We start from the raw sequence: 20,604 nt of genomic DNA on the forward strand, positions 1-20,604 counted from the left end.
GAACCGTTCATTTAAAAACTGGAGTTGGGCTGGGTTAAAAATTCTGCTTCTTCTGCTGTGGACGTTCGCCCCAATACTGGATTGCGGTGCGGATAGCGCCCAAAACGGTCAATAATCATTTTATGTTTTTTTTCAAAATCCAGATTAATCGGATTGCCGAGATCTTCAAACAATTTTAACGCATATTGATGGATCAGGGGGGATTCACTGTGCATGAACGGCATATATAAAAATGAACGCTGTTCTGGCCGCAGCTGCTGATCAAGGCCCTGACTGATGGCTTCCTGCGCTAAGGCCAGCGCCAGCGCGTCATGGGTAAAAGCCAATGGAGAGTTGCGGAATAAATTGCGGGAAAACTGATCCAGCACAATGATTTCAGCCAAGCGGCCTTCCGCGCTGCTGCGCCAGTTCCACAGTTCTGAGCGGGACGCGCTCTGCAGTACAGTTTTAAAGCGCTTTTCAATGGCTTGATCAAACGCATCATTCTTTGCAAACCAGCTGGGCTGGTTTTCCGGCGCAAACCAAAAGTCTAAAATATCTTGATAATTCATATATTTTACGGGTTATTAGCATTTATTCTTCAATAAGATCACAAATTTTAAATGTCATATAGTGCAACTTTGTGATAAAAAATTGCAAAAATAAAACCGCAGATTGCCTGAAAAATATGCGGGGTATAATGTGCTGCAGATAAATCACGTTATACTGCATAAATAAATGATTTTATTTTAGTAGTTCTTCCATTAAGCGAGATTGCAATGAGTCAGCCCGAATCGACCTCTCAAGATATTTTACCGGCTTGGGTGGATTCTACGCATATAAGCGGCATGTTGCGCGGCATAGAGCGCGAAAGCCTGCGCATGCAAAGCAGCGGTTTTCTGTCTCAGGCCGATCATCCGAAAGCGCTGGGCTCTGCACTGACGCATCCGCATATTACGACGGACTACTCTGAAGCGTTAATGGAATTTATTACACCGCCTAAAGACAGTATTGGCAAGGCATTGGACTATTTAAAAGATATTCATGCCGTGGTGCACCGCCAGCTGGAAAATGATGAAAAACTCTGGCCGCTGTCTATGCCGTGCATGCTGGATGATCAGGAAGAAAACATCCGCCTTGCGCAATATGGCACATCCAATGTAGGCCGCTTTAAAACCTTATACCGCCATGGCCTAGGGGTGCGCTATGGGCGCCGCATGCAGACCATTTCCGGCGTGCATTACAATTTATCTTTTCCCGATCATTTTTTTGAAGCGCTGCAGCATGCGGAAACGGATGAGCAGCTGAAAGCGCTGAGCCTGCAAGACTACCGCAGCCACCGCTATTTTGGCCTGATCCGCAACTTTATCCGCCTGACGCCGCTGGTCATGTTTGTGGTGGGCGCCAGCCCATCCGTATGCAAATGCTTTATGACAGGGCGTGAGCATCATCTGTTGCCCTTGCTGAAAGGCACGCTTTATTTGCCCTATGCGACGGCACTGCGCATGGGCCGTTTTGGCTATCAAAATTCTGCGCAAAAACAGCTGGGCATTCACTACAACAATCTCAGCGGCTATTTAGACGGCCTGCAAAAAGCGGTGTATACGCCGTATGCGCCATTCAGCAGCCTGGGCTTAAATGATGCGCAGGGTCAGCCGATTCAAATCAATGACCATGTGCTGCAGATTGAAAATGAATATTACAGCCTCGTGCGCCCTAAGCAGGTGCCGCAGGAAGGCGAAACGCCGTCTGAAGCGCTGCAAAAGCGCGGCGTGGGCTACGTCGAACTGCGCGCAGTGGATGTCAATCCCTATGATCCTGTCGGCATTGATGAAAATACGGCCGGTTTTCTAGAAGTGCTGGCGCTGTATTGCCTGCTGCAGGACAGCCCGGACTTGCTGGATGATGAACAGGAAATCATTGAGCAGAATCAGGCGGAGGTCGTGAACCGGGGCCGTGCGCCGAATGCATCGATTGCTGAAAACGGCAAGGCATACCCCATTGAAGAATGGTGCAGCCGCTATTTAACAGCAATGCAGCCATTATCGGCTTTACTGGACAGCGCTTATGACACACATGTGTACCGTGATGCATTGGCCGTGATGCAGTCGCGGGTGGATGAAGTGGATGAAACGATTTCTGCGAAGATGATTGAAGACACATTGAAGCAGGGCGGCACATGGAGCTTTGGCAGCTATATGGCGCAGCAGCATGCCGGCGCTTATGAACAGCATCCGCTAAGCGCTGAAACTCAGGCCTATTTTGCAGAAGCTGCGCAGGTGTCCCTGCAGCGCCAGCAAGAATTAGAGCAAGATACATCAATCAGTTTTGAACAATATTTAACTCATTTCAGATAAAAACTTAAGAGGATATGCCATGCAATGGAGTTATCGCTTCGTGAGTGGTTTTTTGTTTTTAGCCAGTGTCATCGGCATGGCTTTCGCCCTGTATTTAGAACATGGCCAAGGCCTGCATCCATGCCCGCTGTGTGTTTTTCAGCGCATTGGCTTAATCGGGCTCGGCTTAATCTCGCTGATAGCCTTTGTGCATAACCCTTTTTCCAATGGCATGAAGCGCGTGTATGCCTTTTTAGGCGCATTGAGCATTCTATGGTCTGCGGGTGTGGCTGCCCGCCATGTCTGGCTGCAGAGCCTGCCGCCGGATGAAGTGCCAAGCTGCGGCCCAGGCTTGGATTACTGGCTGGAGACCTTGCCGTTAAAATCGGTGTTTCAGCAAGTGCTGACTGGTTCTGGCGAATGCGCCAGAGTTGACTGGACTTTTCTGGGCCAGTCGCTGCCGGTGTGGTCGCTGGCGTTCTTCTGCGTGCTGGCGCTGATCAGCCTGTGGCAGCTGCTGCGCAAATATCAGACAGCGCCAGTAAAGCGCCTGAGAGATAAATATTAAATAGTCTAAAAAGCAATTTTAGCCAGATATTCAACTGCTAAAAAGCCCTCACATAGAGGGCTTTTTATTTGACCGCAGCAGCAGGATCAGGTCAGGGCGATGCCTTCAAAATGCTTTAAATCCATCATGTACTCATGGATTTCAGTGCAGTGGATATCCTCAGCATTGGGATAGAACCAATGCACAATTTGTTCTGCAACCTGTGGATGATGCTGAATTTCAAAATGATTTAAGCCGTAAAAAATCGCTTTGTGCGCATCGGGCACTTTCAGCTGATAGCGCGGGTTTGGATGCTCGCCCAAGGCGCTTTTGACACTGACCAGATAATCGCCAATCACTTGCAGCGTGCGGTTTTTACGGTTCTCAAACTCAATGGTGCCAGCCACCAGATAGGTATTGATGTGTGATGGAACCGGCGCGGGCTTGCGGTTGTCATCCATCAAGCCAATGCGCGCATCGTTATGTTCCCAGTCATCGTCCCGCACGCTGCCGTAGCGCAAGTCTAAAATGCCGTTGCTGCGGATATTGGCAATGTGGCCGATAATTTTCCCTAAGGGAATACGCCGCAAATGCTTCTGCAGGGCAAAACCGATGCGCTCCAGCACAGCGCCATGATGCGGTGAGCCTAAGCAGACTAAATTTTCGACCTGGTGAATCCAGCCGTACATATTCTGCTTGCCGTAAAACAGCGCGCTGCGAGAAACCAGTCCGCCCATGCTGTGGCCAATCAAATCAATGCTGGTAATGCCCGGATTGCGCTGCACTAAATCTTCCAGTGTGTTGGATAAGCTGCGGCCATTGGCAGAGATGCGCCGCCCCGTATTGTAGTTTAGGTACAGCATGGTATTGTGATCGCGCTGCGCCAGCAGTTTTTCGCCGATGCCGCCGTATTTGCGGGTTGACCAGTCTAAATGGCTCATGCAGAGGCCATGCACCAGCAGGGTAATGCGTCCAGTCAATTCACCTTTCTGCACAGCGCCGTAATGGTCATACACCACCATCGGCAAAGCCATCGGATTATGATATTTCAGCAAATAGTCGCCTAAAACGCCATTCAGCGCGCCTACTAAAAAGTGCAGTGTCGGCGTCAGCTGTTTTTCATGAAGACGGGGAAACTTTTCAATAATGCTGCGCAGCCCCGGCGCCAGCAAATAGTTTCCATAATTGAAAAAAGTTTCGTAGGTGAGCTGATATATTTTTTCAACATATGGAATTTTATGAAATTTCTTGGATTTTTGCTCGCTGATGCCAAAGATGCTGATCAGCAGTTCACGCTGAATGTTGCGAATCAGGTCATGCACGACATCGCTGAAACGCATAGTGACCAGCTGTGCCAGACCTTCTAAAACATCTGCTTGGCTGGGCGGGGTACGGTCCCATTTACAATAGGTTTCATGCAGCGGCGTTAAACTAGGCATTGGTTGCTATCCTATTTCTCTGCATCCCCCGCAGGCAGTGATCTGCTTTAACGCAGGGATGGCTTTTCTTGTTGCTATTTTGTCATTCATCTCGAATTCATTTTAAAATACATAGATTTGCAGCAGTGTTCTGTTTATTTTGTCTGACAATCCAATAGATAACGCAGTTTTAATACAATGAGACATTCACCGCATTGCTGCGCCTTCTTATGCGGGCAAGTTTGAGTCAAGGAATATGGCATGAATCTTATTTATTTGCATGGCTTTCAAAGCAGCGCCTTGTCCATTAAAGGTCAAATGCTGAAACGTTATTGTGATGAATCATTTGAAAAATCACGCCATATTCATGTGCACTTGCCGGATTTGAATCAGCCGCCGCTGCTGGCATTGCATCAGGTTTCAGAGCTGATTGGGCAGCTGGAGCCAGAAAATACAGCATTGCTCGGCAGCAGCCTAGGCGGATTTTATGCCCTGCAGCTGGCGGCTCAGCATCATATTCCAGCGGTCTTGATTAATCCGGCCATGCAGCCGTGGGCATTGTTTCGAACACTGTTTTCACATCAGCCGCTGCCTTATGCCGTGACGGCCCAGTGGTCGCTGGATCATAAACAGCTGGATGATTTAGAAAAAATGTCAATCAAAACAGCGAGTCAGCCTGCACCTGTTTTAGCGCTGCTGCAGCAGGGCGATGACGTGTTAGATTACCGTGATGCACTGTCTTTTTTCAGCCAGCCGGCGAGCAATGCGGTGGTCATTTGTGAAACGCAGGGCAGCCATGGCATGGATGATTTCGCCGCTAAAATTCCGATGATTTTGCAATTTTTATCTGATCACCTCAGTGCTGTAAGAAAAGCCTGAATCAATCCGGCAGCCATAAGCATTGAGGGGGAGCGGAAAAAAATATGATGGCTGGCATCTATTCAAATGCAGTGAAATCCCGTAGAAAAGAGCAAAAAGACGTTTGGCTTTAGGCTAGCGCGCCGCAACTTGACGCTTAAATGCGGTTTAACACCGATAAATGGCGAAAGAAATAGCGCCGGCAAACGGATACATATGCTTTTTTGCTAAAAAGAATATACTGTAGCGCTTGAGATGAATCTTTTAACCAATCATGCAGGGAATTTTGCAACGTGACGCAATATACGGCTCAATCACTTGAAGTTTTATCTGGTTTAGATCCGGTCCGCCGCCGTCCGGGCATGTATACCGACACGACCCGTCCAAACCATTTGGCGCAGGAAGTGATTGATAATGCCGTGGATGAAGCATTGGCCGGCCATGCCAGCAAAATTACCGTCACGGTGTATAAAGACGGTTCGCTGTCTGTGGAAGATAACGGGCGCGGCATGCCGGTAGACATCCATCCCGAATATGGTCAAAGCGGCATTGAAATTATTATGACCAAGCTGCATGCCGGCGGTAAATTCAGTACGGATAACTACCAATTTTCAGGCGGTTTGCATGGCGTGGGCATTTCCGTGGTGAATGCGCTGTCGACCCGTGTAGAAGTGGAAGTGCAGCGTCAGGGCAATCTGCACAAAATGGCCTTTGCGCAAGGTGAACCGGTAGCGCCGCTGGAAGTGCTGGAAGGCAAGTGCGCCAAACGCGCTACGGGTACACGCGTGCATTTTTGGCCGGAAGCTAAATATTTCGATTCGCCAAAATTTGCATTAAAAGCGTTAAAGCACAATTTAAAAGCCAAGGCGGTATTGGCCGCTGGCCTGCAAATCATTTACATCGATGAGATCAATAACGAAAAAATCGAATGGCAGTTTGAAAATGGCCTGGTTGACTATTTGATGGATGAATTGCAGGATCGTGAAATTCTGCCGATGCCGGCTTTTGTCGCAACAGGCGCGGCTGAGCGCGCCAGCGCAGAATTTGCCATTTGCTGGAATGCCGAAGGCGGCGAGCAGGTTCAGGAAAGCTATGTCAATTTGATTCCAACCGCGCAAGGCGGCACACATGTCAACGGCCTGCGTTCAGGCGTGACAGATGCGATCCGTGAATTTTGTGAACTGCGCAATTTATTGCCGCGCAATATGAAGCTGTCTGCAGAAGATGTCTGGGATGGCGTGAACTATATTCTGTCGCTGAAGTTTCAAGAACCGCAGTTTTCTGGCCAGACCAAAGAACGCTTATCCAGCCGTGAAGCATCCGGCATAGTGTTAAATATTGCCAAAGACGCTTTTGCTTTGTGGCTGAATCAAAATTCAGAGATTGCCATGCAGCTGGCGGAAATGGCGATTGCCAAAGCTGGCCGGCGCTTAAAAGCAGCCAAAAAGGTTGAGCGGAAAAAAATTGTCTCGGGTCCAGCCTTGCCGGGGAAATTGGCCGACTGTGTCGGGCATACGCTGGAAGAGTCGGAACTGTTTATTGTTGAAGGCGATTCTGCCGGCGGTTCTGCGAAACAGGCGCGTGACAAGAATTTCCAAGCCATCATGCCGATCCGCGGTAAAATCTTGAATACTTGGGAAGTGTCGTCAGATGAAGTGCTGGCGTCGCAGGAAGTGCATGATATTGCGATTGCGATCGGCGTCGATCCAGGCAGTGATGATCTGTCTGAATTGCGCTATGGCAAAATCTGCATATTGGCTGATGCTGACTCGGATGGCTTGCATATTGCCACGCTGCTCTGCGCGCTGTTCGTCAAGCACTTTTCAAACCTGGTGGAAGAGGGGCATTTGTTTGTCGCCATGCCGCCGTTGTACCGGATTGATGACAATAAAGACGTGCATTATGCGCTGGATGATGAAGAGCTGGACAGCATTCTGAAACAGTGCAAAGCAAAAAGCCCGCAAATTACCCGGTTTAAAGGCTTGGGCGAGATGAATGCCAGCCAGCTTCGTGAAACTACTATGGATCCAAATACCCGCAGGCTGGTGCAGCTGGATTTGGATGACGCGCATTTTACTGCCGGGCTGCTGGATAAGCTGCTGGCCAAAAAACGCTCCAGTGACCGCAAGCATTGGCTTGAACAAAAAGGAAATTTAGCCGAATTGACGGTTTAATTGATGAAATTCTGTAAACAAAAAAAGCCGCATTGATTGCGGCTTTTTTGTCGCCTTTGTAGAGAAATGCCGCGTATCTCATTTGAGTTGAGCGCAGCCTTATTGCGCGTGCGCCATCCGTCAGCTGTCAAAAAAAGAATGGATTATTTACATGAAACAGAGCGCGAGCGGGAAATCTAAAGGGCCTGCATATACAATTTCTCAGCATATTTTTTCTTTTTTCGCGTTAATCTGAATGGAAGATCATGACAAGAAGATATAATTGATGGAAGCCAGCTTATTTTTAATTCATCCAAATGATTTAGAAACTTTGATTTTAGAGGCGGAGACAGCTCAGTCTGTGCTTGAATCGCCCTTTATCCAGCAGTCGCTTTATTTAGGCGATACTTGGGATGCCGTCAACCGCGCCTTGAATCCTGAAGGTCAAGCCGCCCAAAATGCGCTGCAATACGTCATTCAGGCAGAGCACCCGCTGTCAGAGCGGATAGATCACCCAGAAGCGGTGCATTACAATACGGTAGTGCGGACAGATGAAATCCAGCAGCAGCTGCAAAAGCTCAGTGTTGATGAGCTTAAAAAGCGCTATCAGTTTGATGTGGTGCAGACAGCGCCCGAAGAATTGGCGCAGGAAATCCGGCTGGCGGAGCTGAAGCTGATTTATCTGCAGCTTCAGGATTTTTACAGGGACGCGGCCAGACAGAATTTAGCGGTGTTGAGTGTCTTTCAAACGCGGATTAAGCCGGAAAAATTAATCTAAGACCAGCTGCATCAGCACCAAATCGCGCCATTCGCCAAACTTTTCACCGACTTGCGGCATATAGCCGGTTTGACGGAAGCCGAATTGCTGATGCAAGGCAATGGAGGCGGCATTGCCATGATCAATGCCAGCCACCATGACATGCTTGCCTTGCTGCTTGGCATAGGCAATCAGGTGCTGCAGCAGGCATTTGCCTAAGCCTTGGCGCGCATATTCCGGCGAGATATACAGCGAATGCTCAACAGTGTGGCGGTAGCCGGAAAAATTGCGGAAAGCGGCATAGTCCGCATAGCCTGCAATTTTCAAGTTTTCCTGATCTTCAATGACAAAAAAAGGGTCATTATTTTTTTGGAACAGCAGAAGTTTTTGCCGGAAATCTTCGAGGCGGTAAGCCTGATCATTCCATGTGGCGAAACCATGCAGGACTTCGGAATTATAAATTGCCAAAATACAGGGCAAGTCTTGTTCTGTGGCGGTGCGGATTTGAAAAGGCATGGCTGATGACAGCAGAAAAAAGGAGCTTTTATTAGAGGGCTTAGGCATAAAAAAAGCAAGGCGCTGGGCCTTGCTTTTTAATTCGCTTAGGAATTAGAAATGGTATTTCACTAAAGCGCTGACATCATTTTGATCTACGCCCTGAATACCGTATTTGTTGTTCCAAACAGAGTGTTCAACACCAAGATATAATCTGGCTTTTGGAGAAATATGCTTGCCCACATTCCATTTCCACTGAGTCGTCCAGTTCAATTCACTTGCGTGATCGCCTTTTTCTGCAGTTGACCAGTCCAGAAAGCCGTCAACCAGGAAATCTTCAGAACCGAGCTTAAATGGCACACCATAAGTGATGGTCATTTGATAGTCGTCTTTCTGAATATCATTGTCAGCGCGGTAGAAGTTTACGCTGGCGTACTGTGTATACGGGATATCAAGGTCAAAGCCTACACCGTATAAGAAGTTATTGAATTCTTGGTTTTGACGGTATCCGGCATTGTGTTCCCAAGTGGTTGCAATTAATACATCTTTAATTGGGCCAGCAGAAAGTTTTTTTCCAGAGACTTCACCGAGGCTTAAACGCGGCGATAATTCTAAATATGTAGAATGATCCTCATTGCCGTCCACTTGCTGGTCAACGAAGAAAAAGACATCTGCATATTTCAGTTTAGCCGCATATTCTGCAGTTACTGTTGTGCGGTCTTCAGTTCCCACTTCATAGTTGTCGCCATAAAGGCCAGTCAAGCTGAAGTCTTGCCATACAACTGGCGAAGCTTGAGTCAATGCAGCAGCAGACGCCAATGCACATGCAGTAACAAATTGTGTAAGTTTCATTAAAAAAGATCTCCCCCGAGAAGGACTGAAAGCATACAGATTCTCTAGCAAAAATAAAGCCAAAAATGATTGGAGGTAAAAAAAGTTCAAGTTTAATTTTTTTATTTTGAATGCTTGATATAGATAACTCTTTATTTTTTGAAATTTTATCGAATGAATCAAGTTTTTATCTTTCATGCTGCTGGAGGCGGGCCAGCGTAAAATATGGAAGAAATGCAGTGCAGCGGCAGGAAAGCCATATGCTTTATAAGGGTTTCAAAAAAACATAAAATAGCACTTGCAAATTTTTCACTTAGGCCCGATATTCAAAGTATAAGGACACAGTTCTGCAGACTATAAAAGTGTTCATCATTCAATGTGGAGGACGGCGTTCCAAACGAAATTGAAGATGTTCTGGCTGTTTAAAACAGCAAGTGTGAGTGTGCCAAGATAAGAAAGTTTTGCACAAAATTTTATAGATAATCCAGAAAGTTAGAGGATGATATTATGAACATAGAAATCCGTACAGATAAAAACATCCAGAATAATGAGCGTTTAATCGAATACGTTCGTGCAGAACTGAATCAGGAATTCCAGCGCCATAGTGAACGCATTACTCACTTTTCGGTGCATTTAAGCGACGAAAATGGGGACAAGGGCGGCAGCGATGACATTAAATGCATGATTGAAGCGCGTCCAGCGGGCTTAAAGCCTGTGGTTGTTAGCCATAAAAGCCACAATGTCGATACGGCAATTCATGGCGCAATTGACCGCCTGAAACGAAGCCTAGAGCACGTGTTTGAGAAAAAAGAAAATCCGCGTGCGGCTCAGCCGGCATTTGCTGATGCTGATACCGATGATGAAGACGCTTAAGCGTTATTCAAAAAAAAGCCCTGCGGGGCTTTTTTTATGCCTCAGAATTTTATAAAGAAAATTCAGCTTGTTTACATTAAGTCAAAACAAAGGGCTGTTTATTCGGCATAATAGTCATTAATCATTTGAAGTGAGCTTTCCCATGTTAACAGCACAGCAGCAAGTTTTTGTGCAAGCTTTAGAAGAACAGAATCTTGAGCAGATTCAGTCGCTTTTAGCAGAAGGCCTGAATCCGAATTTTATCGATTTTGATAAGGGGCCTGCGATTTCTGTGTGGTCTGATGGCCTGTTTAAATGGTGGGAAGGGGTGTGTGAAGCTTATGAAGCTGGCGCGCCATTATCAGCGCAGCAAAAGCAGGAACGCCTGGCTGTGCATCTGGATATTTTAGAAGCCTTGATTCAGGCGAAAGTGAATTTGCATTTATGGGACGCAGAAGAGTTATATGGCCCCTTATGGGATGCCGCCAGCGCCGCCTGCGTGCCTGCAGTCAAACGCCTGCTGGAAGAAAAGGTGAATCCGAACAGCAAAGACAGTGACGGCTTGACCATCCTTTCATCTATCAGCGATTTGTTTTTTGATTGTGATTTTGATGAAATTAATTGGGCGGAATCACTGGATGAAGAAAAGCAGACTTTGGAATTGCTGCGCAGCAATGGCGCTAAAATGACCAAAGAATTCGAGTAATTACAGAGAATTTGCATGATGATGAAAAGTAAAATAATCAAAACATTTGCATTTGCAGCTCTGGCGGGAGCCAGCACGAGTTACAGTATGGCTGCGGATTTTTCATTTGACCGGCCGGGCGCCGGCTTTGGCACTGGCATTACTCCAGTGGGCCGGCTGGCTTGGGAGCAAGGCCTGCCGAGCGCGGCTTATCAGGAAAGCACTGACGCAGCGGGTGAAAAGTCAAAAAATCTCACATTGAATGGCGACATGCTGCTGCGGACAGGCCTCGCGCAAGGGTTAGAGCTTCAATTGGGCTGGCAGGGCCCTGCGTGGTCTAAAACCAAGGCTGGCGGACGCAGTATGGAAGAAGACGGTTTGGGAGATGTCAGCATTGGCTTGAAAAAAGCCATTGATTTAGACGATGAACAGCTGTCGATGGCCATTTTAGCTGAAGCTGTTTTGGCGACAGGCAATGACGGTTTCAGCAATGAAGATGATATTTACAGCCTCAGTTCCGCTGTGGCGTACAATTACAGTGACTTGCTGCAGACTTCAATAACCATGCGCTATGAAGTGCAGAACAGCGACTGGGCCGTTTCAGCGATTCCGACCATTGAATATAAGATTGCGGGTAAGTTATCAGGCTACTCTGAATTTGTATTCCGCAAAGCGGAAAGTGAAGATCAGCAGTATTCATTGGGCACAGGGCTGATGTATGCCGTCAATGAGCGTATGCAGCTGGATGCCAGCGTGGGCGTGGATTTGAATGGAAAAGATAAAGGCTATCAGTCTGGCTTAGGCGTTTCTTATTTATTCTAAGAAGATAGTTTTTAACAGCTGCAGCTGAAGGTGATTTCAGGATGAGTCGATTGGTATGAATAAATTGGCGTATGGCGCAGCTGCCGCCGTGCTGGTATTCAGCGTTGGCCTGCAGGCAGAAACCGCCCTGCTTTCTGCGGAAGAGGCTTTTCCTGTTTCGGTCATTTCCAGTGCAGAGCAGCAGGCTGAACTGAGCTGGGACATTCCGCCGAATTATTATCTTTATCAGCACAAAATTACTGTGCAGCAGGGCAGTCAGCCGCTGGCGCTCAACCTGCCGCCTGCAGAAAGCCTGCATGATGAGAATTACGGCCAAGTGCAGGTGTATTACCGGCAGCTGCAGCTGCAGATTCCGACACAGGCGGCGCAGCAGTATCATGTGACCTGGCAGGGCTGCGCGAAAGACCGGGTCTGCTATCCGCCGCAAAGCATCGATTTTCAGACCGATGCCAATGGCTTGGTCAGCGTGCAGAATCATGGCAAGACCAAACAGCTGCTGGATCTAGCCGGCAAAGGCAATCTGCAGAACAGTACGCTGGCTGCCGAAAATGGCGCCGCTGCAGCGTCTAAACCTGTGCGGCAGGAAGAGGCTGCGGCCTCTGAATCTACGACGGCTAAAGATCAAATGTGGTCGGAAAAACTGCAGCAAAGTTCATTGGCCTATGGCCTGCTGCTGTTCTTTGGCTTAGGGCTGTTGCTGGCGTTTACGCCTTGCTCCTTGCCGATGCTGCCGATTTTGACCTCCTTGATCGTCCGTGACAGCAAAGGCTTAAAAGCATGGATGATTGCGCTGACTTTTGTCTGCAGCATGGCTATGGTCTATGCTGTTTTGGGGCTGATTGCGTCATCAGCGGGCCTGAACTTTCAGCGCTGGCTGCAGCAGCCGTCCACTTTAGTCGCTTTCAGCCTGCTGTTTATTGTTTTCGCGCTGAATTTATTCGGGCTGTTTGAAATCAAATTGCCGCGTGCGCTGGTGCAGCGCTTAGATGATGTACAGTCGATGCAAAAAGGCGGCAGCCTTGTTGGCGCAGGCGTTATGGGCATGGTTTCCGCCTTGCTGGTGGGGCCATGCATGACGGCTCCGCTGGCAGGCGCGCTGCTGTTTATTTCACAGACTCAGAGCCAATGGCAAGGCGCAGTGCTGCTGTTCACCTTAGGTTTTGGCATGGGTACTCCGCTGCTGCTGGCCAGTGTGCTGGGGTCGCGTATTTTGCCGAAAGCCGGCATGTGGATGAACCAGATCAAAGTGCTGTTTGCCTTTATTATGCTGGGCTTGGCGCTGTATTTTGTCCGCCCGCTGATGAATGATGCGTGGATGCAAGGGCTGTCACTGACGCTGGAGCTCAGTTTTGTGGCCTATGTGCTGTGGCAGATTTTCCGGCGCAGCACGCAGCTGAAATGGCTGTACATCGTTGCTTTATGTTTGGCTGTGCCTTATGCCGTGTACAGTCAGTATCAGCAGAGCCAGCGCTTTTTTGCCGAACAGGCTTCTGCGCAGGCGTTATGGCACCGGGCGCAAACCGCGGCTGAGTTTCAGCTGCTGCTGCGTCAAATACCTGACGGGCAAAAAGCGATTATTGATGTGTATGCCGACTGGTGCGTGGCATGCCAGCCCATCGAACACCGCATTTTAAAGTCAGCGCAGGTGCAGCAGGCCTTGGCGCCTTATTATCTCATTAAGCTGGATCTGAGCCATTACGATGAGGCGCATCAAGTCCTGCTGAATCGATGGGATATCCTTGGCCCGCCGACGTATTTGTTTTTAGATGCACAGCATCAGGAAGTGCGTGGGCTGCGTTTAACCGGCGCGTTTACAGAGGATGAATTGCTGCAGCAATTGCAGCGTTTTTGATCATCAGGAGCATTATGATGCAGCTGCTAATCGCCAATAAAAATTATTCCAGCTGGTCCATGCGCCCTTGGCTGGTGCTGAAAGCGTTTGACTTGCCGTTTGAAGAGGTCATGATCGCGTTTTCTGCGCAGCCGCATGGCGGCGAATTTAAACAAAAAGTGCTGAGCATCAATCCGAATGGCAAAGTGCCTGTTTTGCTTGATGATGGGCAGATGATCTGGGATTCTCTGGCCATTTGCGAATACTTGGCGGAAAAATTTCCTCAGTTGCCGCTGTGGCCTGCAGAGTTGGCTTTACGGATCCGCGCGCGCTGTATTTCGGCCGAAATGCATAGCGGATTCATGTGTTTGCGCAGCCAGTGCGGAATGAATATCCGTGCAGATTTTAAGGCATTAGGCGCAAAGTTATGGGCGGAGGATGAAGGCCTGCGCAAAGATGTGGCGCGCATCGAGCAGATTTGGACATCGCGTCCAAGCGTAGACAGCTTTCTGTGCGGGGCGTTTTCAATTGCAGACGCTTTTTATGCGCCAGTCGTGATGCGTTTGAAAACTTATGGGCTGCCAGCCAGTGATTCAGCGCAGCGCTATATGGCGCTGATGATGGAGCATCCTGCCGTTCAGCAATGGGTGCAAAGTGCAGTGGCTGAACCGATGCGGGTCGGGTATTTGGAAGCCGATCGTTAATAGGGTTCTTTATACCGCCGGCTCAGAAGCTGCAAAATAAATTTTAACCGCATTCCGTCCGCTGGCCTTGGCCTGGTACAGCGCTTTATCCGCCTGGCTGAGCAGCTGCTGCGGGCGCGATTCCGCAGCAGCAATGGCTATGCCAAAACTGGCGGTAATTTGAATGCGCTGCCCTTCATCTGAAAACAGTTCAATCTGTTCAATTGCGGAGCGGCATCGTTCAGCAATCTGCTGCGCCTGTTCTAAACTGGAGTGATGCAGGATTAAGATAAATTCTTCCCCGCCAAACCGTCCAACAACATCCGTGCCGCGCAAAAGCTGGCTCAGGATTGCGCTCACTTTTACCAAGGCTTCATCGCCTTTATGATGTCCGTACTGATCATTGATATGCTTAAAATGATCCAGATCCAGCAGCACCAGCGCATAATTTTCATGCACAGGATGGTTTAATTGATCGAGGCACTGATTGATGCTGCGGCGGTTGAATAAATTGGTCAGCGGATCCATTTGGCTCAGCTGCTTAATCAAGTGTTCGCGGTGCCGCCACTGGCTCAGCAGAACTTCAAACAAGATTAGGCAAGTGCATAAGATGGGCGCGATAAAAAACAGCATCGACAGCAGCCAAAAATGATTGCTGTAATAATGGTCACTGATTTGAAACAGCGGGCCATAACTTAAGCTGCCGGTATAGCTGAGGTAAGCGCTGCCGATTAAATATAATGTAGCCGGTATGAATGCGCTGTATACAATCACGCGCGGCAGAAGCACGAGGCCCACTGCGACTAGGCTGACATAGGAAATCATGGTGGCGGGACTGAGCACGCCAATGAGGTAGCCATCTCGGCAAAGGGAAATAACAAATAGCCCGACCGATAAATAGGGCAGGGTCAGCTTGACCCAGCGTTTGTGCTGCCAAGCATAGCAGGGCCAGATCATCAGCAGAAGCAGGATGAAAAAAATGCTGTTCAAGGTGAGCTGCAGCTGAACTATCGGAACATTAACCCATTGCCAAACACTCGGCGTGAGCAAGACAAAGGATTTCCAGATGATCCATGTCAGATGAACCGCAGCTCCTAAAAAAAGCATCAATACGCATTTTTTGAGGATATTCCAGTTCATAATGACTTCACCTTCGAGCATATATTTCCTAATTTTTTGCTTCGAGAGGGCTTGGTCTGTGGGCGGAGGTATCTTCATACGCGTGCATTCGCCTTTATATTAATTATATTTTTTTCTTTAAGTTTATACAGATAGGGTTATTTGATTCTAAAATAGCATGCTTTATCGGTGTTGGTGATGATTATTTTTTACTCTCCAGTCGTAAGGGTAAGCATTAATAACCGTTCTAAATACGAGACAGTGTGTCTTGATGCTGATGATTATCTCATTCATGATTTTTTGTAAACTGCACCTAATCAAGAAATTTAAGAAACAGGGTTAATCATGAAAGTTCTGCATATCGATTCCAGCATCATGGGTGATGCTTCTGTATCCCGCCAGCTAAGTCAAGCCATTGTTGTGCAGCTGAAAGAAAAGCATGCGGATGCGCAAGTGGACTATTTAGATTTGGCGCAGCAGCCGATTCCGCATTTAACTGCTGAAATTCTGATGGGTAAAGATGCAGAACAGGCGGCTTTAGGCGAACAGATTATTCAGCAGTATTTAGATGCAGATGTTGTTGTGGTCGGCGCGGCTATGTATAACTTTGGCTTGTCTTCCGCGCTGAAGGCATGGATTGACCGCATCAGTGTGGCAGGCAAAACATTTAAATATACTGAAAATGGCCCTGTGGGCTTAGCGGGCGGTAAAAAAGCCTATATCGCCAGCAGCCGCGGCGGTATCTATGGGGAAAACAGCCCCGTTGATTTTCAGGAAGGCATGCTGAAAACTGTATTTGGCTTTACTGGCGTTAATGATGTGGAAATTATCCGCGCCGAAGGTGTCAACATGGGGGCGGAGCTCAAAGATAAAGCCATGGCGGATGCAATGGCTAAAATTCAAGCAATTTAACGTATTTCCTCAGCTGAAGCCTCTCTCTTCAATGGATTCAGCATTTGTATGGTCAGCCTCGGCTGACCATTTTTTTGCAAGGCTGCCCAGCTCTTCAGCCTGCGGCTGGCCTAATTGCGGTCTAGGCGGTGGGCAAAGTCCGACAGGTCGGCCAAAGCGCGCTGGCCTTCTTCAAACCATGCGCTGAACATCTGAAAGTTGTGCCACATGCCTGTATAAATTTTAAATTCAACTTCCACACCGGCCTCATCCGCTTTGTCTTTAAAGCGCTGCGCATCATCCAGCAAAATTTCTTTAGAACCCGCTTGCACATGGATCGGCGGCAATCCAGCCAACTCTGCAAAAAATGGCGAAACACAGGGATCTGCGCGGTCGACTGATTTCGGCAGATAATAGTCAATACCGGCTTCCAGCGCTTCAATACTCAGCAGGGCATCATGCTTGCGGTTAAAGCGCAGCGATTCGCTGCTTAAGGTTAAATCCAAAAACGGCGACATTAAAATCAGTCCGCTGACTTGCGGCAACGCGTCTTTCTGAATCCGAAGCGCCAGCGCCAAAGCCAGATTGGCGCCGCAGGAATCGCCCGACAGAATGATATCTTTAGCCTGTATGCCCTGATCCAGCAGCTGGCAATACACATCAAACAGCGCCTCCAGCGCTTCAGGATACTGATGCTCTGGGGACAGCGGATAATCCAGATGCAGCACCTGCATTTGCGTGCGCGCCGCCACTTGGGTCAAGAACGCGCGGTGGGTATTCATCGAGCCCAGGAAAAAAGCGCCGCCGTGAATATGGAAAATCAGCTGGGTGGATTCATTTTGCGGTTTGAGTTCTTCGGCGCGGAGGCCTGCCAGGCGCAGCGGGCGGATGCGGATATCCGGATTTTGCGGAATGATCCGGCAAAGCTGCTCCAGTGCAAAACGCATTGTGCTGGGCGGTAAGTTCAACTGGCTTGGCGCGCGGATCGCCATCTTGAGAAAGCGTTCTGTAAATAATTGTTTAGTCAGCGGGGATATTTTCATATTGTTTCCATCTTTTTATCTTTTTTGGCCAGTGTTTGCTTATTTACCAACACAAGTTACAAGGTTACACTAAATGGTCACATTCAAAAATTGCAAATTTGTTGTGAGTTTTTAATAATTAAGCTGTCTATACCAGACCAGGGAAATAAACAAAAATGAAAAAAATTGCGCTAGCATTGGGATTGCTCGGGTTAACTGTATTTGCAAACGCTGCAGACCCTTTAAATGGCACATCTTGGAAAACGATTGACGATAAAACCAAACAGCCGAAAGCCATTGTGAAATTTACTGAACAAAAGAATGGAACATTGACTGCCAGCATTCAAAACATTTTGACCAAAGGTGAAGAAAATGCCTGCACAAAATGCGAAGGCCCGTACCATAACAAATCGCTGAAAGGCTTGCGTATTGTCAGCGGCTTGAAAAATGCCGGCGGCGGCAACTATGAAGACGGCACGATTTTAGACCCGCAATCTGGTAAAACTTACCGCCTGAAAGGCCAGATTGCAGAGGGCGGCAAAAAGCTTGAGCTTCGCGGCTTCATTGGGGTAGCCGTGCTTGGGCGCAACCAAACATGGATTCGCGCAAACTGATAGTAGCCATGCTTTGATGCCCGCCTAGGGCGCTGAGCCAGAAAGCGGCTCAGGCTCTGAATAGCTATAAAAAACCAGCTGTTTACAGCTGGTTTTTTTATGCCTTGCGACTAAGGATAAAACAAGGCTTATTTTAAATTGCGGTAGGCTTGTTCATCAAAACCGATAATCAGGCCTTGTTCTGTCTGCAGTACAGGACGTTTAATCATGCTGCTGTGCGCAGTCAAGGTTTCAATTAAATTTGCCTCGCTGTCAAGGGCTGCCTGCTGTTCGGCCTCATTCAGCTTTTTCCATGTGGTGCCTTTTTTATTTAAAATAAGGTCTGCGCCTTTGGCATCCAGCCATGTTTTGACGGTTGCCGCATCAACCGGCTGCTTTTTATAGTCATGAAATTCATAGGCGAGCTCCAATTCATTCAGCAGGTCGAAGGCTTTTTTCATGGTGCTGCAGTTTTTGATGCCGTAAATCTTAAGCATTGGGATACATCCTAAAAAATAAATCATGCAATGCCCCACAGATTAACCAAAAATGCAGGAAAGCTCTATCTTCTGCATCCGCCTTTTCATGATTTAAAATGGATAGCGCTGATGGAAAGCCTGTCATTAAATGGACATGTAGAGGCTTTAAACTATGCTTCAAGAACAATAATCCAAGAGCATGGCAGGGGAATCACCCGCATGATAATAACAAAACTGTAAAATGAGACGAAGCGCATTGAATGCACAGCCCAGAAGATCAAAATGAAAAGGATAAACAAAAAAAGCTGTGCGGATCTTTATTGAACGGAAGATTGAGAATGCAGAGGCTGAAAAAGAGAAAACCCGCATTTAATCATCCTGATCATGCGGGTCTCAGTACAACGTCCATTGTCACATCCTTGAAAAATAAACTCAATCATGGGTTTATTTCTGCTTTCTTCCTACGGCGTCCTATCCCTTCGTGTCATCCTGACAAGTCCCTGTGCCGTGCGACAATAATGCACTGAATTAAATGTCAGTGAAATCTACTAAAACGGCAGGGCTTGTGCGAAATCGTCGCTAATTCAGTAAACAGTTGTTTACTGAACTGGACGGAAGATTTAAAGTTTATAGTCAATAATCACTGGCGCGTGATCACTGAACCATTCATCCTTAAACACCCAAGCATTGACGGTGCGGTCTTTCCAGTCCGGCGAGCAGGCGTGGTAATCAATACGCCAGCCCACGTTTTTGGCGCGCGCCTGCCCGCGGTTAGACCACCACGAGTACAGCTCAGCTTCTTTGCGCACTTCACGGAAGGTATCGACATAGCCCAAATCATCATAAATATGATCCAGCCATGCGCGTTCGTGCGGCAGGCAGCCGGAAGATTTTTGGTTGCCTGACCAGTTTTTAATATCGATACGCTTATGCACGATATTGTAGTCGCCGCAGACAATGATGGATTTATCTTCATCGCGCCACTGCTTCAGAATTTTTGCATATTCTTCCAAGAAGTGGTCTTTGCGCGCCTGCGCTTCATCGCCGGATGAGCCGGATGGCAGGTACAGCGAGCAGATGTGTGCAGATTTGCTTAAGCCTAAGTCAAATTCAGCGGCAATGAAGCGGCCTTGCGAGTCAGCCAATTCAAAACCGAGGCCATCTGTGACAGAGAGGAAAGGCAAGCGGCTGTAGATCGCTGTGCCTGCATAACCTGCGCGTTCTGCAGGGAACAGGTGGGTATGCCAGCCTTCCGGTTTGAATTTATCCGTCCACTGCGCATGAGTAATGCGGCTTTCCTGCATGCAGATCACATCGGCATCAGACTGTTCCAGCCATTCCAGCAAGCCTTTGGTCACAGAAGAGCGTAAGCCGTTGACGTTAATTGAAACCACTCTTAGAATTTTTTGATCACTTGGATAGCTAGTCTTTGGTATCATGCTCAGGTTTAACCTCAACTTAGAAAAATGGAGCACCTCATGACAGCGCAAGCGGCATTTAACCCACAGGCTTTTATCGAACTCGCCTTATCACGCGGTGTGCTTAAATTTGGTGAGTTTACTTTAAAATCGGGCCGCGTGAGTCCTTATTTTTTCAATGCGGGCCTGCTGAATGACGGCGAAGCTTTATCATTGCTGGCTTCGGGCTATGCAGCAAAATTAACAGAATGCGATAACGTAGACGTTATTTTTGGCCCTGCGTACAAAGGCATTCCATTTGTCGCAGCGGCTGCTGTGGCTTTATCGCAAAATCATGGCGTGAGCGTGCCATGGGGGTTTAACCGTAAAGAAGCTAAAGATCACGGCGAAGGCGGTGTATTGGTTGGCGCGTCGGTTGCGGGCAAAAAAGTCTGGATTATTGATGATGTGATTACGGCGGGTACAGCCATCCGTGAAGTAGTGACGATTCTGAAAAATGCCGGCGCGCAAATCGCAGGTGTTCTGGTGGCGCTGGACCGTCAGGAAAAGGGGCAGGGTAATTTGTCTGCAATTCAGGAAGTGCAAAAAGAATTAGAAATTCCTGTGCATGCGTTAATTACCATGAAAGATTTGATGACTTTCTTGGATGCTAAAGGCGAAACTGAAGCTTTAGCGAAAATGGAAAATTACCGTGTGAAATACGGCATTTAATTTTTCGTAATTAAAAAAGGCAGCAAGGGCTGCCTTTTTTATGATTTGTTGAAACTGCAATTATTGAATCAAACTAATGAAAAGTGTGGATCAGCCGTTGAATAATAGGCGTGGAGCGTGAAGA

The 20,604-nt window shown here is 47.9% G+C and carries 21 protein-coding genes; 13 read left to right on the forward strand and 8 right to left on the reverse strand.

Annotated elements, in window-relative coordinates:
• Positions 1 to 11: 11 nt before the first annotated feature.
• Positions 12 to 551, reverse strand: coding sequence for a DUF924 family protein (locus OKC24_RS04425; protein ID WP_131277581.1), 540 nt, complete (start codon positions 549 to 551; stop codon positions 12 to 14).
• Between the two features lie 207 nt (positions 552 to 758).
• On the opposite strand from OKC24_RS04425, the gene gshA reads away from it, so the two are divergent.
• The gene (gene gshA, locus OKC24_RS04430) at positions 759 to 2,336 is read left to right on the forward strand and encodes a glutamate--cysteine ligase (protein ID WP_130144328.1); all 1,578 of its coding nucleotides are present in this window, start codon (positions 759 to 761) and stop codon (positions 2,334 to 2,336) included.
• A 19-nt stretch (positions 2,337 to 2,355) separates the two neighbouring features.
• On the forward strand, positions 2,356 to 2,883 hold the full coding sequence (locus OKC24_RS04435) for a disulfide bond formation protein B (RefSeq protein WP_130144329.1): 528 nt from the start codon (positions 2,356 to 2,358) through the stop codon (positions 2,881 to 2,883).
• An 86-nt stretch (positions 2,884 to 2,969) separates the two neighbouring features.
• Here the strand turns inward: OKC24_RS04435 and OKC24_RS04440 are convergent, their stop codons facing one another.
• Positions 2,970 to 4,301, reverse strand: a complete 1,332-nt coding sequence (locus tag OKC24_RS04440) for a PGAP1-like alpha/beta domain-containing protein (RefSeq protein ID WP_130144330.1) — start codon at positions 4,299 to 4,301, stop codon at positions 2,970 to 2,972.
• Positions 4,302 to 4,541: 240 nt separating this feature from the next.
• On the opposite strand from OKC24_RS04440, the gene OKC24_RS04445 reads away from it, so the two are divergent.
• The 3 genes from OKC24_RS04445 to OKC24_RS04455 all read left to right on the forward strand — a co-directional run bounded on the left by OKC24_RS04445 (position 4,542) and on the right by OKC24_RS04455 (position 8,069).
• Positions 4,542 to 5,159: a YqiA/YcfP family alpha/beta fold hydrolase gene (locus OKC24_RS04445; protein ID WP_130144331.1), complete on the forward strand. Its 618-nt coding sequence runs from the start codon at positions 4,542 to 4,544 to the stop codon at positions 5,157 to 5,159.
• A 272-nt stretch (positions 5,160 to 5,431) separates the two neighbouring features.
• Positions 5,432 to 7,312 (forward strand): DNA topoisomerase IV subunit B, encoded by a 1,881-nt coding sequence (parE, locus tag OKC24_RS04450; protein WP_130144332.1) that lies wholly within the window; start codon positions 5,432 to 5,434, stop codon positions 7,310 to 7,312.
• Between the two features lie 265 nt (positions 7,313 to 7,577).
• The gene (locus tag OKC24_RS04455; protein ID WP_131277579.1) at positions 7,578 to 8,069 is read left to right on the forward strand and encodes a DUF1877 family protein; all 492 of its coding nucleotides are present in this window, start codon (positions 7,578 to 7,580) and stop codon (positions 8,067 to 8,069) included.
• Here the strand turns inward: OKC24_RS04455 and OKC24_RS04460 are convergent.
• A complete protein-coding gene (locus OKC24_RS04460) occupies positions 8,061 to 8,564 on the reverse strand; it encodes a GNAT family N-acetyltransferase (protein WP_130144334.1) in 504 nt (167 codons plus the stop codon). The two genes, OKC24_RS04455 and OKC24_RS04460, sit on opposite strands and share 9 nt — an antisense overlap.
• Before the next feature lie 93 nt (positions 8,565 to 8,657).
• A complete protein-coding gene (locus tag OKC24_RS04465; protein ID WP_130144335.1) occupies positions 8,658 to 9,395 on the reverse strand; it encodes an outer membrane protein OmpK in 738 nt (245 codons plus the stop codon).
• 486 nt (positions 9,396 to 9,881) lie between these two features.
• Between OKC24_RS04465 and OKC24_RS04470 the strand changes: the two genes are divergently transcribed.
• The 5 genes from OKC24_RS04470 (at position 9,882) to OKC24_RS04490 (ending at position 14,268) form a co-directional block, all read left to right on the forward strand.
• Positions 9,882 to 10,247, forward strand: a complete 366-nt coding sequence (locus tag OKC24_RS04470) for an HPF/RaiA family ribosome-associated protein (protein ID WP_130144336.1) — start codon at positions 9,882 to 9,884, stop codon at positions 10,245 to 10,247.
• Positions 10,248 to 10,389: 142 nt separating this feature from the next.
• Positions 10,390 to 10,932 (forward strand): ankyrin repeat domain-containing protein, encoded by a 543-nt coding sequence (locus tag OKC24_RS04475; protein ID WP_130144337.1) that lies wholly within the window; start codon positions 10,390 to 10,392, stop codon positions 10,930 to 10,932.
• A gap of 21 nt (positions 10,933 to 10,953) precedes the next feature.
• Complete coding sequence (locus tag OKC24_RS04480; protein ID WP_165499150.1) at positions 10,954 to 11,733, forward strand: transporter; 780 nt, start codon at positions 10,954 to 10,956, stop codon at positions 11,731 to 11,733.
• A 55-nt stretch (positions 11,734 to 11,788) separates the two neighbouring features.
• Positions 11,789 to 13,585 (forward strand): protein-disulfide reductase DsbD, encoded by a 1,797-nt coding sequence (gene dsbD, locus OKC24_RS04485; RefSeq protein WP_131277575.1) that lies wholly within the window; start codon positions 11,789 to 11,791, stop codon positions 13,583 to 13,585.
• Between the two features lie 14 nt (positions 13,586 to 13,599).
• Positions 13,600 to 14,268: a glutathione S-transferase family protein gene (locus OKC24_RS04490; RefSeq protein WP_171458887.1), complete on the forward strand. Its 669-nt coding sequence runs from the start codon at positions 13,600 to 13,602 to the stop codon at positions 14,266 to 14,268.
• Between the two features lie 9 nt (positions 14,269 to 14,277).
• Here OKC24_RS04490 and OKC24_RS04495 read toward each other — a convergent pair whose 3' ends face one another.
• A complete protein-coding gene (locus OKC24_RS04495) occupies positions 14,278 to 15,465 on the reverse strand; it encodes a GGDEF domain-containing protein (RefSeq protein ID WP_171458886.1) in 1,188 nt (395 codons plus the stop codon).
• 246 nt (positions 15,466 to 15,711) lie between these two features.
• On the opposite strand from OKC24_RS04495, the gene OKC24_RS04500 reads away from it, so the two are divergent.
• On the forward strand, positions 15,712 to 16,278 hold the full coding sequence (locus tag OKC24_RS04500) for an FMN-dependent NADH-azoreductase (protein ID WP_130144342.1): 567 nt from the start codon (positions 15,712 to 15,714) through the stop codon (positions 16,276 to 16,278).
• A 110-nt stretch (positions 16,279 to 16,388) separates the two neighbouring features.
• On the opposite strand, the gene OKC24_RS04505 is transcribed toward OKC24_RS04500, so the two are convergent.
• Positions 16,389 to 17,300: an alpha/beta hydrolase gene (locus OKC24_RS04505; protein ID WP_130144343.1), complete on the reverse strand. Its 912-nt coding sequence runs from the start codon at positions 17,298 to 17,300 to the stop codon at positions 16,389 to 16,391.
• 155 nt (positions 17,301 to 17,455) lie between these two features.
• Between OKC24_RS04505 and OKC24_RS04510 the strand changes: the two genes are divergently transcribed.
• Positions 17,456 to 17,893 carry a DUF2147 domain-containing protein gene (locus OKC24_RS04510; RefSeq protein ID WP_130144344.1) on the forward strand — a complete coding sequence of 146 codons (438 nt, stop codon included), beginning with the start codon at positions 17,456 to 17,458 and terminating at the stop codon, positions 17,891 to 17,893.
• A 128-nt stretch (positions 17,894 to 18,021) separates the two neighbouring features.
• Here the strand turns inward: OKC24_RS04510 and OKC24_RS04515 are convergent, their stop codons facing one another.
• Together OKC24_RS04515 and OKC24_RS04520 are read right to left on the reverse strand one after the other, a co-directional pair.
• Positions 18,022 to 18,369: a Spx/MgsR family RNA polymerase-binding regulatory protein gene (locus tag OKC24_RS04515; protein WP_131277571.1), complete on the reverse strand. Its 348-nt coding sequence runs from the start codon at positions 18,367 to 18,369 to the stop codon at positions 18,022 to 18,024.
• Between the two features lie 602 nt (positions 18,370 to 18,971).
• A complete protein-coding gene (locus tag OKC24_RS04520; protein ID WP_130144346.1) occupies positions 18,972 to 19,790 on the reverse strand; it encodes an exodeoxyribonuclease III in 819 nt (272 codons plus the stop codon).
• Positions 19,791 to 19,829: 39 nt separating this feature from the next.
• Between OKC24_RS04520 and pyrE the strand changes: the two genes are divergently transcribed.
• A complete protein-coding gene (gene pyrE, locus OKC24_RS04525; RefSeq protein ID WP_131277569.1) occupies positions 19,830 to 20,480 on the forward strand; it encodes an orotate phosphoribosyltransferase in 651 nt (216 codons plus the stop codon).
• Positions 20,481 to 20,604: the final 124 nt, after the last annotated feature.

The organism is Acinetobacter entericus (assembly GCF_026168575.1).
In the GTDB taxonomy this organism is placed as follows: Bacteria; Pseudomonadota; Gammaproteobacteria; order Pseudomonadales; family Moraxellaceae; genus Acinetobacter; species Acinetobacter bouvetii.